This is a genomic window from Lysinibacillus sp. FSL M8-0134, assembly GCF_038069745.1.
GTDB lineage: Bacteria > Bacillota > Bacilli > Bacillales_A > Planococcaceae > Lysinibacillus > Lysinibacillus irui.
Genome location: NZ_JBBPAJ010000001.1, coordinates 178,505 through 193,003 on the forward strand (window position 1 = coordinate 178,505; position 14,499 = coordinate 193,003).

General features: G+C 35.8%; 14 protein-coding genes and 2 riboswitches. Of the genes, 10 read left to right on the top strand and 4 right to left on the bottom strand.

Annotated elements, in window-relative coordinates; all coding sequences use genetic code 11:
* Positions 1-4: 4 nt before the first annotated feature.
* Positions 5-1,270 carry an Nramp family divalent metal transporter gene (locus MKY49_RS00945; protein WP_274795282.1) on the bottom strand — a complete coding sequence of 422 codons (1,266 nt, stop codon included), beginning with the start codon at positions 1,268-1,270 and terminating at the stop codon, positions 5-7.
* A 212-nt stretch (positions 1,271-1,482) separates the two neighbouring features.
* Here MKY49_RS00945 and MKY49_RS00950 point away from each other — a divergent pair, with 212 nt between their 5' ends.
* From MKY49_RS00950 to MKY49_RS00985, 8 genes are all read left to right on the top strand, one after another.
* Positions 1,483-2,178: a response regulator transcription factor gene (locus MKY49_RS00950; protein ID WP_341385400.1), complete on the top strand. Its 696-nt coding sequence runs from the start codon at positions 1,483-1,485 to the stop codon at positions 2,176-2,178.
* Complete coding sequence (locus tag MKY49_RS00955; protein WP_341385401.1) at positions 2,168-3,463, top strand: sensor histidine kinase; 1,296 nt, start codon at positions 2,168-2,170, stop codon at positions 3,461-3,463. The genes MKY49_RS00950 and MKY49_RS00955 overlap by 11 nt, the downstream gene beginning before the upstream one ends.
* Entirely contained in the window at positions 3,460-4,131 is a 672-nt protein-coding gene (locus tag MKY49_RS00960; RefSeq protein ID WP_341385402.1) for a PepSY domain-containing protein, read from the top strand. Before MKY49_RS00955 ends, MKY49_RS00960 begins: the two co-directional genes overlap by 4 nt.
* Positions 4,132-4,221: 90 nt before the next feature.
* Positions 4,222-4,743 (top strand): PepSY domain-containing protein, encoded by a 522-nt coding sequence (locus MKY49_RS00965; RefSeq protein ID WP_341385403.1) that lies wholly within the window; start codon positions 4,222-4,224, stop codon positions 4,741-4,743.
* Positions 4,744-4,941: 198 nt separating this feature from the next.
* Positions 4,942-5,090: riboswitch (cyclic di-AMP (ydaO/yuaA leader) on the top strand.
* Between the two features lie 119 nt (positions 5,091-5,209).
* Complete coding sequence (locus MKY49_RS00970) at positions 5,210-7,033, top strand: APC family permease (RefSeq protein ID WP_274795288.1); 1,824 nt, start codon at positions 5,210-5,212, stop codon at positions 7,031-7,033.
* 163 nt (positions 7,034-7,196) lie between these two features.
* A riboswitch (purine riboswitch) is annotated at positions 7,197-7,298 on the top strand.
* Positions 7,299-7,433: 135 nt separating this feature from the next.
* A complete protein-coding gene (locus MKY49_RS00975) occupies positions 7,434-8,018 on the top strand; it encodes a xanthine phosphoribosyltransferase (protein WP_274795289.1) in 585 nt (194 codons plus the stop codon).
* Positions 8,018-9,316, top strand: a complete 1,299-nt coding sequence (locus MKY49_RS00980) for a nucleobase:cation symporter-2 family protein (protein WP_341385404.1) — start codon at positions 8,018-8,020, stop codon at positions 9,314-9,316. Before MKY49_RS00975 ends, MKY49_RS00980 begins: the two co-directional genes overlap by 1 nt.
* Before the next feature lie 277 nt (positions 9,317-9,593).
* Positions 9,594-10,100, top strand: a complete 507-nt coding sequence (locus MKY49_RS00985; protein WP_312507490.1) for a DUF4275 family protein — start codon at positions 9,594-9,596, stop codon at positions 10,098-10,100.
* A gap of 265 nt (positions 10,101-10,365) precedes the next feature.
* Here MKY49_RS00985 and MKY49_RS00990 read toward each other — a convergent pair whose 3' ends face one another.
* On the bottom strand, positions 10,366-11,283 hold the full coding sequence (locus MKY49_RS00990) for a hypothetical protein (protein WP_341385405.1): 918 nt from the start codon (positions 11,281-11,283) through the stop codon (positions 10,366-10,368).
* A gap of 239 nt (positions 11,284-11,522) precedes the next feature.
* Here MKY49_RS00990 and MKY49_RS00995 point away from each other — a divergent pair, with 239 nt between their 5' ends.
* Positions 11,523-11,870: a VOC family protein gene (locus MKY49_RS00995; RefSeq protein WP_312507501.1), complete on the top strand. Its 348-nt coding sequence runs from the start codon at positions 11,523-11,525 to the stop codon at positions 11,868-11,870.
* 73 nt (positions 11,871-11,943) lie between these two features.
* Here the strand turns inward: MKY49_RS00995 and MKY49_RS01000 are convergent, their stop codons facing one another.
* Positions 11,944-12,324, bottom strand: a complete 381-nt coding sequence (locus tag MKY49_RS01000) for a hypothetical protein (RefSeq protein ID WP_341385406.1) — start codon at positions 12,322-12,324, stop codon at positions 11,944-11,946.
* A 206-nt stretch (positions 12,325-12,530) separates the two neighbouring features.
* On the opposite strand from MKY49_RS01000, the gene MKY49_RS01005 reads away from it, so the two are divergent.
* Positions 12,531-13,052, top strand: coding sequence for a DUF2179 domain-containing protein (locus tag MKY49_RS01005; protein WP_274795304.1), 522 nt, complete (start codon positions 12,531-12,533; stop codon positions 13,050-13,052).
* A 21-nt stretch (positions 13,053-13,073) separates the two neighbouring features.
* Here the strand turns inward: MKY49_RS01005 and MKY49_RS01010 are convergent, their stop codons facing one another.
* Positions 13,074-14,384 carry a DUF2252 domain-containing protein gene (locus tag MKY49_RS01010; protein ID WP_341385407.1) on the bottom strand — a complete coding sequence of 437 codons (1,311 nt, stop codon included), beginning with the start codon at positions 14,382-14,384 and terminating at the stop codon, positions 13,074-13,076.
* Positions 14,385-14,499 lie beyond the last annotated feature (115 nt).

Sequence of the window (14,499 nt, forward strand, 5' to 3'; positions counted from 1 at the left end):
TTTATTATCCAAATATTGTTTCCCACAGTAAGTAAATATTCAGCGTAACAACAATGACTACGACAAACCAACCCAAAATTGTTGTAATACGGTGATTAACTAGGCTACCCATGATGTCTCGTTTACTTGTAAACATAACAAGAGGGATAAGTGCAAAGGCAATACCAAATGATAAAACAACCTGACTAAGAACTAGAGCATAGGTTGCATTCACACCAGATGCAATGATTGCAAGTGGAGGTACCATGGTAATTGCTCTACGTAAATAAAGAGGTATTTTTCTTTGAATAAAGCCTTGCATGACTACATCACCGGCTAAAGTCCCTACAGAGGAGCTAGCAAGCCCTGCAATAAGTAAACCAAGACCAAAAGAAATGGCAGCCAATGGGCCAAGAGCCTCTTTTAAGCCGTTATAGGCAACATCTAAATCTTCAACTACAACGCCTTGTGTATGGAATACTGCTGCGGCGATAATAAGCATGCTCATATTAATAGCTCCAGCAATAATCATAGCGATGATAATATCAATAAATTCAAAACGGAAAATGCGTCTTTTTTCTTCTTCATTACGACCAATAATACGGCTTTGAGTTAATGAAGAATGTAAGTAAATAGCATGAGGCATGACGGTTGCACCTAAAATACCTGTTGCTAATAATAGTGAATCTACACCTTCAAAGTGTGGTGTGAACATGCCAATCGCCACATCGCCCCATGCTGGCTGCGCTAAAAATGTTTGGAAGGCAAATGCTAATACGACAATTAAAACCATACCAGAAATCCCCGCTTCAAAGGCTCTGAATCCTCGTCTTTGGAGTTCTAAAATAGCAAATGAGCCAACCGCTGTAATCAATGCTGCTGGTAGCATTGGAATATTAAATAACAAATAAAGCCCTAAGGCTGCACCGATAAATTCAGCAAGGTCTGTGGCAATGATAACTAACTCTGCCTGAATCCAAAGGAATATAGAGGTTTTTTTAGAAAAATGCTCGCGTGCCACTTCAGGTAGGTTTTTTCCTGTCGCGATTCCAAGCTTTGCAGATAAGGATTGAATTAAAACAGCCATTAAATTGGAAAAGGCAATTACCCAAAGTAGCAAGTAGCCATATTGTGAGCCTGCTGTTATATTTGTGGCAAAATTTCCAGGGTCGATATAAGCTACGGCTGCAATGAAAGCGGGCCCTAAAAACGGTAAAAAGCGTCGCCAACCTTTTATATCTCCGTCTAAAACAGCCTCGGCTGGCGATTTTGTGACTCGTTTATAAACCATATTGTTCCCTCGTTTCAAAAAGTATCGTCAACGAAATAAAGTTTCCTATAGGAAAATAAGATATTAGTATTCTAACGCTAGGAATAAAAAAAGTGAAGTAGTTTGCATTATCTTTTGTTTAATAAGTATGGACAATTCTCATCATTTTCTAATTAGACTTTCACCGCTTGCATCGTTTACGATGAAAAGAAAAGGTGAAGGATGGATTCGACATGACCAATCGAATTTTAATTATAGAAGATGAAGAAAAAATTGCGCGAGTGCTACAGTTAGAGCTTCAATTTGAAGGCTATGAAGCAGTAATGGCTCATACAGGAACAGACGGTTTACTTCAATATCGTGAGCAGCAATGGGATTTAATCCTACTGGATGTCATGCTACCTGAGATGAGTGGTATTGACGTGCTAAAGCGAATTCGTGCAACAGAAACCCAAACACCTATTATTATGCTGACTGCCAAAAGTGAGGTGGAGGATAAAGTAAAGGGGCTAGATTTAGGCGCCAATGATTATGTGACAAAACCGTTTGAAATTGAGGAGCTGCTTGCGCGTATTCGCAATGCTTTACGTTTTTCACAAAAGGCTAGTCCAAAGCAAGCTGCTCTCACATTTGGACATTTATCTATAAACGAGCAAACAAGAGAAGTTGTATATTTTGATAAGGAGATTCAACTGACACCCCGAGAATATGATTTGTTGTTCTATTTACTAAAGCATCCAAAACAGGTACTGACTAGAGAGCAAATTCTAGAGGCTGTATGGGGCTATGATTATTATGGAGATACAAATGTTGTAGATGTTTATATTCGTTATGTCCGACAAAAGCTTGAAGCTGCTAATGCAAAGCCCATTATTCAAACGGTTCGTGGAGTTGGGTATGTGCTAAAGGAACATAGCTATGAGACTTAAAACAAAAATTCATTTACTAACAACGATGCTCATGCTTGTCATTTTAGTGGCAACTACTAATGGCATTTATTTTTTGTATGAGAAATTTGCCTATGATACGGAATACAATCAGCTCCAGTCACGGGCAAATGATTTAAGCTCTTCACTGAGTCAGTTAAATGCACAAACCAACCTCCAGCAAGTATTAAGGGCATATATGCCAACGGACGGTGCTGTCTATATTTATGATGGAGAGCGTTTGAAAACAAAGGTTCAGGCTACACTTGAAATGCCAGAGGTCCCTTCCATTACCTACACGATGCCTACCATTTGGATAGACGGAACAGTTGTAGACATAACATTACAGCAATCCATGGAAGAGGTAGAGCAGACATTAGACTTACTAAAGGTGATCTTAGTCGTTGTATCTATTATGGCAACGCTCCCCATTTTCTTAGCAAGCTTAGTACTTGGGCGCTTAATTTTATTACCACTAGAGCGTTTAAACATTACTATGCGTAAAAGTGCAGCGACAGGGAAATATGAAAAAATAGATATTCCTGAAAAGGGTGGAGACGAGTTAACAAACATTAATCGTACCTTTAATATGATGATGGAGAAGCTTGAACAGCATTATCAAAAGCAACAAGAGTTTGTTTCAAATGCTTCCCATGAGCTAAAAACGCCGATTACCGTTATTGAAAGCTATGCAAAATTACTCCTTCGAAGAGGCTTTGATAATCGTGAAGTTGCGCAAGAATCATTACAAGCGATCGCTAATGAATCGACTCGCATGCATGAAATGGTACTACAATTGCTAGAACTAGCTAAAAATAATGAGCATCTGGCTATTCATTTGGAACAGCTAGAGCTTGAACCGTTCTTGCAGAAAGTTGCCTCACAAATGCAGCAGGCTTATCATCGAACATTTATAGTCGATGCGAAGCTTCCAAGATTTATTTATAGTGATGAAAAAATCTTGAAGCAACTACTTTTTATTTTGCTCGATAATGCTAGAAAGTATAGTGAGGGTGAGGTGCGTATTCTTACAGCAGAAACAACCAATCATGCCTGCATTACCATCCAAGATTTTGGTATAGGTATTCCAGAGGAGCACTTACCTCATTTGTTTGAGCGTTTTTATCGGGTAACAGAGGATCGAAATCGTAAGACAGGTGGCTCTGGATTAGGGCTTGCGATAGCCCATGAGCTTGCAGAACAACTGGGCATAACCATTGATGTGAAAAGTACACTTGGAGAAGGAACAAGCTTTACCCTATGTATACCAAAGGAGGAGGAGCAATGAAAAAATGGGTTCTGATAATAATTGTTATTCTCCTTCTTTGTAGTGGAACGCTGTGGTTTATTCAGTATCGCTATTTTCATGTTGAACCACTTAGCAAGTCAGAGGCTATAAACCATATTGAAGCCATCTATAAAGCCCATGTTACGCAGGTGAAGAAACAAGGAGACACCTATGAAATGTTTTTTACACGTGACAATGTCAAGTATATAGCTATGCTAGATGCTAAAACACAACAGGTAACTGATTTAACAATAAAAGAAGGACAAACGAAGTTATTGTTAACTGAAAAGCAAATAAGACAAATGGTAAAACAGAAATATGGTGATGTTGAAAGTATAAAGTTAACAGATACCACTTATACGGTACGTGTTGAGAAAGAAAACCAACAAAAAGATTTAACTGTCAATGCCTACTCGGGTGAAATAGTATCGGTGGAAAATGTTGAGCCGCATAAACCACCTGTAGAAGAACCTATAATTACTGAACAACAGGCTATTCAAATAGCGCTAGGACAATTGACGGGGGAAGTGGACTCAGTTGATTTTGAAGAAACGGCAGAAGGTGGTTATTATTTAGTTGAAATTGAAACTCAGGATGACGAAGCCACTTTTCAAATCCATGCTGTTTCAGGGGAAGTTCTGTCCATTACATGGGATGATGATCAATAATTCATTCTCATGAAATTCTAATGTTTCTCTTATAGTTCTATCATCTTTGCTTGGTAAGCTAAGAATAGATAAAACAAAGGAGAGATAGATATGAAAAAAATGATTATGATTCCAGCATTAGTAGTTACACTTGGGGTTGGTGCAGCGATTGGCTCGACAACATTATTATCTGGAGATGCTCAAGAAAAAAAGGTGTTAACAATGCAAGAGATTGAGAAGAAGGCCCTTACAGTAGTTGATGGTACAGTAGCGGATATCGAGTTAGACAAAAATCAGTATCGTTCTATTTATGAAGTAGAGGTCTATACTGATACAGAAGAATATGATTTGAAATTTGATGCTTATACTGGGAAATTACTCAAGCAGAAAAAAGAACGTCGAGATAACGATGATATGGACGACAATAAACTAGCAACTACAGTAACTACTAACATTACTAAAGAGCAGGCTATCGAAACAGCCTTAAAGAAAGCAAAAGGTACTGTAACAAAAATTAAGCTCGATGATGGCATCTATGAAATTGAATTGAAAGATGGTCAATATGAATATGAAGTAGATGTGGATTCTATGACGGGGAATATTGTTGATTTTGAACAGGATTATAATGACTAATATAGAGAGCTACTGTAAAAGTAGAGCATACTTTTACAGTAGCCTTTTGCTGTTCTGAGAGAATTTGCTTGGCATTTGTAGGTGAATTCCAAACGATTTCGAAAAAAAGTCTATGTTTTTCTCTCATAAAAGTGAAAAATTTTCTTCTTTACTTTTTTAATTGACAGGCGTAATATGACATCATTATAAAAGTTTCAAATTTCTAAATCGCTGAAGCAACTAAACGCGGGGGACCCATTTTTGACGGATGGCATCAGCCATCCTTGGGGTGAATCTCTTCATTTGAAGAGTAGGGCTACTCAGGCCCGAATCCGACAGCTAACCTCGTAAGCGTTAAGAGCAGAAAAGTTGGAGCTTGGCAGACGGATGAGCGTCTACAAGTCTTATTTAGTGATGACTTGTAGGCGTTTTTTGATCTTATTTAGAAAGGCGAAACACACTCTATAAAACTAGAAGGTGTTTAACAATGAAATCCTCATTCAAACGTTATGTAATCGGTAAACCATTAAGATCCGATGCGTTAGGGGAACAAAAGCTTAGTAAAACAAAGGCATTAGCCATATTATCATCAGATGCCTTGTCTTCAGTAGCCTATGGACCAGAACAAATTTTAATTGTCCTGATGACAGTGGGTACACTTGCCCTTTGGTACTCTCTACCAATTGCTGCTGGAGTCGTTATCTTGCTTGTGGCACTAATTCTCTCCTATCGTCAAGTTATTTTCGCCTATCCACATGGGGGAGGGGCCTATGTAGTATCACGGGAGAATTTAGGGGTAAATGCAGGTCTTGTGGCTGGAGGGTCCTTACTTGTTGATTATATTTTAACAGTAGCGGTAAGTGTATCAGCAGGTACAGATGCCATTACTTCGGCATTTCCAAGCCTCCACCCCTACAATGTACCCATTGCTATATTCTTTGTGGTTTTTTTAACAATCTTAAACTTACGTGGTGTAACAGAATCTGCTTCTATTTTGGCATACCCAGTCTATCTGTTTGTAGGTGTTATGCTCTTGTTAATTGGAATGGGGCTCTATCATGTCGCAACTGGTCAGGTGCCAGCAGAGCTACATCCAAAGGTCGGTACACCGGTTGCAGGAATTAGTTTATTTATTTTATTAAAGGCATTTGCATCAGGGAGCTCAGCTTTAACAGGGGTAGAGGCTATTTCAAATGCCATCCCTAATTTTAAAAATCCTGCTCCTAATAACGCAGCTAAAACGCTTTTAGCAATGGGTGCTATTTTAGCCGTTTTATTTATAGGCATTGTTAGTTTGGCTTATTTTTATGGGATTGCGCCAACAGCGGAAGCTACAGTTGTTTCTCAACTTGCAGAAGCGAGCGTAGGTAGAAATCTATTTTATTACATTGTCCAGGGTACAACGGCAATGATTTTAGTTCTTGCTGCAAATACAGGTTACTCAGCATTTCCTTTGTTAGCAGTAAATTTATCAAAGGATGGCTTTATCCCAAGAATATTCCAAATTCGGGGAGACCGTCTTGGTTATTCAAATGGCATCCTGATGCTAGGTGCAGCGGCTATTGTCTTAATCATTTTATTTGATGGAGCAACTGAGCATTTAATTCCACTATATGCTGTAGGGGTATTTATTCCGTTTACATTAGCGCAAACAGGAATGATGCGAAAATGGTGGCGTGATAAACCTAAAGGATGGATTGCAAAATTTACGATCAACACAATTGGTGCTGCTATTTCTTTCATCGTAGCGATGATGTTTTTTGTAACAAAAATGCCTCAAGTATGGCCAGTGTTTATCTTTTTACCAATTATTATTTTTCTATTCCATCGGATTAAGCTCCATTATCAGGCCGTTGGAGAACAATTAAGATTAAATCATGAGGAACTAGCTGCTATTGAGGGGAATGTTTTTATTGTACCAGTAGCTGGTATAACGAAAGTTGTTGAAAATTCCCTTCATTATGCGAAATCATTACATGTTGAGAAGGTAATTGCATTTTACGTAGCCTTCGACCAAGCGGATGCAAAGGCTTTTGAAGAGAAATGGAAGGCCTGGCAACCAGATGTACGACTAGTAACTTATTATTCACCATATCGCAGTATCACACAGCCATTGATTAAATTTATTGATAAGGTGGAACATCAATGTACGAAGACAGGTCATAAAGTAACAGTTGTCATCCCACAATTTTTACCGAAAAAAGGGTGGCACCATATGCTACACAATCAATCTAGCTTATTAATTCGTACGACACTGTTATTTCACAGAAATGTCGTCATTATGACAGTACCTTTCCATTTATCAAAATAATGCTAGCAAGCTAGAAAATAGTCTGTTATAATCAGTACGTTGATTGAAAACACGAACGTTTACAATTGAAAAGTTGCAGAATACCATTAAATTCCGAAAAATTAAACTTTTTTCAATATGAGATATAAGCTCTTACCGAATAAAGTGATAAATTGGTTATTCTGATAGTTTCATACAATCCACTCATATAATAGCGAGAATAGGGCTCGCAAGTTTCTACCGATTTACCGTAAATAAATCGACTATGGGTAGCAATGCTTTTAGAGAACTTCAATTTTAATGATGTTTTCTATTCGTTTCGACGTTTTTACGCTGAATGCCTTGCTCCACTCGTAGCTGAATGGAAACAAGACATCCAGCGTTTTTTTATTATTATTAACGAAAGAAGGATATGAAAGAAATGAAGTTATTACACGACAAAATTATGCAAGAAGGTAAGGTTTTATCTTCATCAGTATTAAAGGTAGATTCATTTTTAAATCATCAAATTGATCCGATGTTAATGAAGGAAATTGGTCACGAATTCGCAAATCGTTTCTCTGATCAAGTTATTACTAAGATTTTAACAATTGAATCTTCAGGCATTGCACCATCTGTCATGCTAGGCTTAGAAATTGGTGCACCTGTAGTATTTGCTCGTAAACGTAAATCTTTAACACTTTCAGATAACCTTTACTCATCAAAGGTACATTCATTCACAAAGAATGAAACAAATGATATCTCTGTATCACGTAATTTCTTAAATGAAGATGACAATATTTTAATCATTGACGATTTCTTAGCAAATGGTGAAGCTGTCAAAGGCTTACTTGATATTGCTGCACAAGCTGGTGCGAATGTTGTGGGTGTGGGCATCGTTATTGAAAAGGGCTTCCAAGATGGAGGGAAATTATTGCGTGAACAAGGTGTTCGCGTTGAGTCATTAGCGATTGTAGACTCTCTTGAAGATGGCAAAGTAACATTTGCTGCGGAGGCTCGCGCGTAATGAATACCTTTAAATCAACGACGCTAGCGATTCAACATTTACTTGCGATGTATGCTGGAGCCATCTTAGTGCCACTAATTATTGGTGGGGCAATTGGCTTTGATTCAACACAAATGACGTATTTAGTGGCGATTGATATTATGATGTGCGGGATCGCAACACTTTTACAGGTTTATTCAGGTAAATTTATCGGTATTGGCTTACCAGTAGTACTAGGCTGTACATTCACAGCAGTAAGTCCAATTATTGCTATCGGTACAAACCCGGAGCAAGGTATCACAGATATTTATGGTTCTATTATTGCATCTGGTGTAATTGTGATGATTATTGCTGGCTTCTTCGGTAAGCTTGTGAAATTCTTCCCACCAGTAGTTACGGGATCGGTAGTTTCTATTATTGGTATTTCCTTATTACCTGTGGCTTTAAACAATATGGCTGGTGGACAAGGTGCTGAGGATTTTGCCTCTGCTTCTAATGTTGCTTTAGCGTTCATTACATTAGTCATTATTTTAATTGTTTATCGTTTTTCTACAGGGTTTGTCCGTGCAATCTCGATTCTTATTGGATTAGTAGTCGGTACTATTTTAGGTGCATTCATGGGTAAAGTAGATTTTACACCAGTAGCAGATGCTGATGTATTCCATATGGTTCAGCCTTTCTATTTTGGAATGCCAACTTTTGATGTGACTGCAATTATTACCATGACACTCGTAGCAATGGTATCTTTAGTAGAGTCATCTGGTGTCTATTTTGCACTAAGTGATATTTGTAATAAAAAATTAGATTCAAAGGATTTAGCTCGTGGCTATCGTTCTGAAGGTCTTGCTTCAGTAATCGGCGGGATTTTCAATGCTTTTCCATATACAACATTCTCACAAAACGTGGGGCTAACTCGTATGTCAGGTGTAAAAGATCGTAAAGTTATTTACATCACAGGTGGCTTACTTGTAGCACTTGGCTTCCTACCAAAAATCGCAGCGTTAACAACGATTATTCCAACATCTGTACTAGGTGCGGCGATGCTTGCGATGTTCGGTATGGTGATTACACAAGGTATGGGCATGCTTGTACCTGTAATGAATGAATCAGCAGAAAACGCGATGATTGCTGCCATCGCAGTTAGTCTTGGTGTTGGTGTATCTGTAGTTCCTGGCATTTTTGATGCACTACCAACAAGCGTTTCAATTCTTACATCTAATGGTATTGTCTGTGGTTCTGTCACAGCAATTATCCTTAATATTTTATTCAACATGATTGGGCCTAAGCATAAGGAAGACCCAATGCATGGGGAAATATAGGCAAAACTAAACAACATTCATCTAAATACCTCATTTATTTTGATGAAAAGGCCGTTGTCACCTACTTTTATCTATTGATATAGATTTAAGGAGGTGACATTTTTTATGAGGAAAAAGGGGTACCCATTCAGAAGTGATAATACGGAATCATTTACAAATAATAAGATGTATACAAATCACCAAAGTTAATTAAGAATCCTTATTGAAAGAATGGTACAGTTATATTGAAGAAGTAATAAAAAGCTATGAAATCTATAATTCGTCATTGGAGGAAAAGATGATTAGAGATAAAATTGATAAAATCTTAGATAGTTTACCAGAAGAAGAGTTAGAAAATGTTTATTGGTCACTAATTTTTATCCAGGAAGATTATATATATAAACAAAACTTACGTGAAAAAGGTGTATTCATAGAATTAGTTAATGAAGCAGAGGATATTATTGATTTATGGGAAAAGACATTCGCACAAAATATTAGTGAAGAATTAAAAGAAGAAATAAATTATGATCAGTTTAAATGGCATATTTTTAGTTATGAGAAGAAAGAATGCTTGAAAAAAGAGATTGCGAGAAAAGCATTTGATAATTTATCTAAAGAAGAATTTTATGTAATGTATCAAGGGTCACCAATAGTATTTCTTTATACAAATGCTAGTAAAGTAATATCCAGGGATTTTGATATGCAACAAGATATATATATATTTGATAAAAACTTTACTTGGACATATGTTCATACACATGAATCCATGTGTGGTCCATATTTTTATCAAATCAATTGTAATTAAGATCCACAGTGGGTTTATTCAACTAAAATCAGGGGGGTATTCTATTTTGTGGAATTGTCTCACATGTGCAAGAAATCGTATCTTCTAATAAAGTTAACTAGAAGTGGTTTATATAAAGTTTTTTGGTTATAGAGTTAAGAGTTCTTTTTAGAGGGTATTTAACAGGATTGGTTGAAACCCCGATACATGATGAATCGCAGAAGAACTTGATGAAATGGTAAAAGAGATTTTGAAAACATCTAAAAAATAATACGTGATGAAATACTTAGTTTATTTTATGATTATTTTTGTCACGTATAATAATTTTATATGGAATTTCCTCAATTGAAAGTTCTTCTCTTTTCAACTCTATTATCTTATCTACATACATAGTGATATGTTTTATTTTTTTATTCGATTTCCAAAACCCTTTAGGCTTTTCTAAGTCCGTTTTAATAATAATTTGTAAGGGGTCAGGGTGGAATGAATATGCAAATCCTCTATATTCTTTAAACTCCTTTTTTAATTCGTCTCTTATTGCACTAAATATAGGTTGCCATTCTTGGTCTTTAACTTTACTTTTGCTTTTTTCTTTTATGAAAACCTTTAAGTTCATATTTGTATTAGAATAAACTGAATTAGCGATAAGCTTTTCTGTTTCTTTCTTATTTATTAAGTCCTCTTTCGTAACCTCAATCATGATTCCCTTACTCGGATCAATGGATATTGAATAGTTAGCTTTATCATAACCATTCGTTTTTAATAAGTTTGAAGTTATTTTTAGTACTTCATTTAACGATTCATTTAGCTTAACATCTTCATTGCTTAATTCGTAACTATCCAATGTTACGTAGTCAACTTCGAAGTCTCTAAAACCCGTCTCGTTTGCAACATATAAGATAATATTTTCAATAATAATCTTTTTCTTTTCTATAAAATCCTTATCTTTAGCTTGAATAGTAAATACACTGTCATCATGGGAAAAACCAAATCCGATTTGATCGAATCCTTTTTTATTAAATTCCTGAGAAATTTTCATTAATATCTCGTTTATCTTCTCATTTTCCTTTTTAGTTTCTTCCATGCTTATAACTAAAGCATTTTCTAACTTTTCTTCAGAATTAGCAGACCTTGATTTATGATTTATCGCTACAACAATTGCAGTAATGATTATAGCTGTAAAAATAAAAATGAACTTTCTCAAATTAGTCACCTCCTAGATATTGTATGTACTTTAATACTCATTATGAACTTAATTGAAAACTTGCTGTCTTAAAAACACAAACCTCCTAGGAAGCTATCAAATATCAACATATATATTAATGAGTCGAAGACGATAGAATGAGCAACTACACCTTACAGACACTGGTTAGTAAAGAAGGGATTTGCCTTTAAAACTAGAATTTAAAGAATAACAAATAGGTTAGGAAGGAGAATATTATGATCTTAAAGGGCATTGGAGGAGTATTTTGGAGGACCAATAATTTAGAGGAAATTAAACAATGGTACAGTAAGGTTCTAAATTTGGAAATTGAAAATTGGAATGGTGCTATTATTTCACCACAGTCAGACAATCAAACGATCTTCTCTTTCTTTTCTGAAAGTGACAGCTATTTTCCAACAGAGCAACAAGTCATGTTGAATTTTCAAGTGGAAAATATAGAAGACAGTATTAAGCATTTAGAAAAAATGAAAATTCCTATTGTAATGGAAAAAATGACAAATGAATATGGAAAATTTATTTGGATTGAAGATCCAGAGGGAAGGAGAATAGAGCTTTGGGAGACTTAATTTAAAACTAACGATGTCACCACCTTTTACTTAGGTCAGGAGGTGACATTTTAGTATGTAAAAAAACTATTGTTCATTTTTTAAATGGTAGTCGCGGCTGTTCGTCTTGATAGCTAGAATAAGTCCAACCGCTATTCTCCATCTCTGAACATTGCTTATCTTTACAATAAAAAATATATGTCTGTTTATCTGTACAAACATTTACTTCAAAATAATAAGGGAATACGCCGCCTTTATTCTTATCGATACTTGTATCAATAGCGATAACTTTCTCTTGCGAAGCTATTTCTTTATATTTTTCACTTGCTACTGTTTTTTGAACCATTTCGCTTAATATAACACGTTCCTCAGCATTAGCTTCATACCATTGATCAAGCAAAAACCATTTTCCCAATATATATAAATTTGTGCTTAAGCTAATGATAAGAAAAATAATTATCATTTTCTTCCTCAATATTTTACATCCTCCTTCTTTAAATATTCTTGAATAATACCATATCACACATTAAGTGTAAAATTACACTTATACCTCATGAATTTTTATACAGTTGTTTAAAATGTTTAACATTGCTGCTTGAAGGGAATTTAAAATTAGTAGAATGTAACTTTCTATTTCAACATACACTTATATATAATTACTCTCAGAAAGGTCTAGAATAAATGCAAAGTATCGTGTTAATTTTAATCCTTCAACTAGTTTATGTACCTTTTTTAACATTACGTACAATATTTTTAGTAAAGAATATTACTTTCCTTGCTGCGATATTTGGTATGTTGGAGATGTTAGTGTATGTATTTGGCCTTTCGCTCGTTTTTAGTGGAAAACAAAGTATGTTAGCTATGGGCGTTTATGCGGTTGGATTTGGATTAGGAATATTTTTAGGGGCCAAAATTGAACGTAAGCTAGCAATAGGCTATGTCTATACGACCATCAATACTCAAAATAAGAATGAGGAGCTTGTGAGATTTCTTCGTAATGAAGGGTTTGCGGTTACGATTTATATTGGGGAAGGGCGAGATAGTAATCGCTATAAATATGAAATATTAACGAAGAGGAATCGTGAGGGTGAACTCTTTCAAATAGTAGAACAGTTTGAGCCTAATGCATTTATTATCTCGTACGAACCAAAGTCATTTAAAGGTGGGTTTTTGCTTGCTCGTATGAAGGCCAAGCACAAATAAATGTGAATAGAGGGACCTCTGCTAATAGCCGAGGTCCTTTTTAAAATTGAATTTTGTTTCAACAAAGCTTTTAAATATGTCAAAGTCTGTGTAGACCATTTCCTTGTAGCTCATGGCTTGTAAAATTGTCTGCTCAATAAATATAGTACGATCTTTACCTATAGCCTTTAAAATCTCTTCCTCGCTGTGATAGGTAAAAACATGAGAATAATCGATATCAGCGCGAGCATGTATTTTGGCAGCTATTTTTCCCATAAGTGATGTTGTTGTAAAATAATCCTCTAAATCCTTATAGTTTTTAGGCTTAATCTTCTTTTTATAAGGAGAGCGTTCTCGAATATAAAATTCTTGGTTATTCATCGTGATATAGGCTAAATGAGGGTCCTCTAAATGATGCATAGCTTTTTGTGTACCCACAACACGTGCTCCTTGGTGCTCATAATGATCCCAAAATTGCTCTTGATAGGGGAGGAAATAGGCAGGAATCGCTGTACGTACTTCTTTCATTTCTAGCACTAAATCATTTTCTTCAGATGTAATTTTTTTATCTTCCACTAAAATATAGTAACGTTTTAGACCGATAGAAGCTGTGCCAGAGCCATGCTTATAAGCAATATCCTTAATTTTATAAGTTGGAAGTGCGTTTGCTATGGCACTGTATTCCTCTGAAGAGACTGGTTGAATTTCATCATTCCATAAAAAAGCTCGTTGGCCATCTTCACTCTTATATGAAATATCCTCTAAAAAAAGAGAGTGTGGACGTTTTTCAAGCATTTTCAAAAGTTTTTTAGCAGGTCCTTTAGTATTATCCTTTGTAAACATCAGTGTTAGTGGATCATCTTTTTTGCGCTGAAACCGTTTTAGTTGATCGATATAGCTATTGAGAAAATATTGAATAGCCGTTTCTTGGGTTGCCTTATGTAAGCCTTGTTCTTCTAAACAGAGTGCAATACTGACGCTCATTCGAATAATATCGTATAAATAAGAGCCGACATAGCCCTCATCGAAATCATTGACATCAAAGACAATGGTGCCTGCTTCATTTTGAAAGGCCCCAAAGTTGTCCATATGCATATCACCTTGAATCCAAGTTGGCCTACTGTTAGGAGTATGGAAGATAGAGGTAGTCTTTGCCATATCAAAGTAAAATAGATAGGCACTTCCACGGAAAAAGCGGAATGGACTTTCTAGCATTTTGCGATATTTTTCTAGGCGCTGTGCCTCTGTTAATCTCATTCGCTGCACATCAAATTCCTCAAAGATTGTTTCTAATTGCCCTTTTCTTAAATGTATTCTAGTATGTTTAACCTGTTCTAATAAAGCATGCTCCATAAGGAACCCCCTTTTTTAAAAATCAAATTTTACTTGTATTTACGGGAAATAATAGAATAAGTTTCGAAGAAATTTAGCAAATATACTCGATAAAAATGATCATTCATCTAAGGTT

Excerpts from the sequence above, each read along its gene's own strand:
- MKY49_RS00970 (WP_274795288.1), top strand. The coding sequence starts at position 5,210 with ATGAAATCCTCATTCAAACGTTATGTAATCGGTAAACCATTAAGATCC.
- MKY49_RS00965 (WP_341385403.1), top strand. The coding sequence starts at position 4,222 with ATGAAAAAAATGATTATGATTCCAGCATTAGTAGTTACACTTGGGGTT.
- MKY49_RS00945 (WP_274795282.1), bottom strand. The coding sequence starts at position 1,270 with ATGGTTTATAAACGAGTCACAAAATCGCCAGCCGAGGCTGTTTTAGAC.
- MKY49_RS00950 (WP_341385400.1), top strand. The coding sequence starts at position 1,483 with ATGACCAATCGAATTTTAATTATAGAAGATGAAGAAAAAATTGCGCGA.
- MKY49_RS00980 (WP_341385404.1), top strand. The coding sequence starts at position 8,018 with ATGAATACCTTTAAATCAACGACGCTAGCGATTCAACATTTACTTGCG.
- MKY49_RS01010 (WP_341385407.1), bottom strand. The coding sequence starts at position 14,384 with ATGGAGCATGCTTTATTAGAACAGGTTAAACATACTAGAATACATTTA.
- MKY49_RS00960 (WP_341385402.1), top strand. The coding sequence starts at position 3,460 with ATGAAAAAATGGGTTCTGATAATAATTGTTATTCTCCTTCTTTGTAGT.
- MKY49_RS00955 (WP_341385401.1), top strand. The coding sequence starts at position 2,168 with ATGAGACTTAAAACAAAAATTCATTTACTAACAACGATGCTCATGCTT.
- MKY49_RS00985 (WP_312507490.1), top strand. The coding sequence starts at position 9,594 with ATGATTAGAGATAAAATTGATAAAATCTTAGATAGTTTACCAGAAGAA.
- MKY49_RS00975 (WP_274795289.1), top strand. The coding sequence starts at position 7,434 with ATGAAGTTATTACACGACAAAATTATGCAAGAAGGTAAGGTTTTATCT.
- MKY49_RS01005 (WP_274795304.1), top strand. The coding sequence starts at position 12,531 with ATGCAAAGTATCGTGTTAATTTTAATCCTTCAACTAGTTTATGTACCT.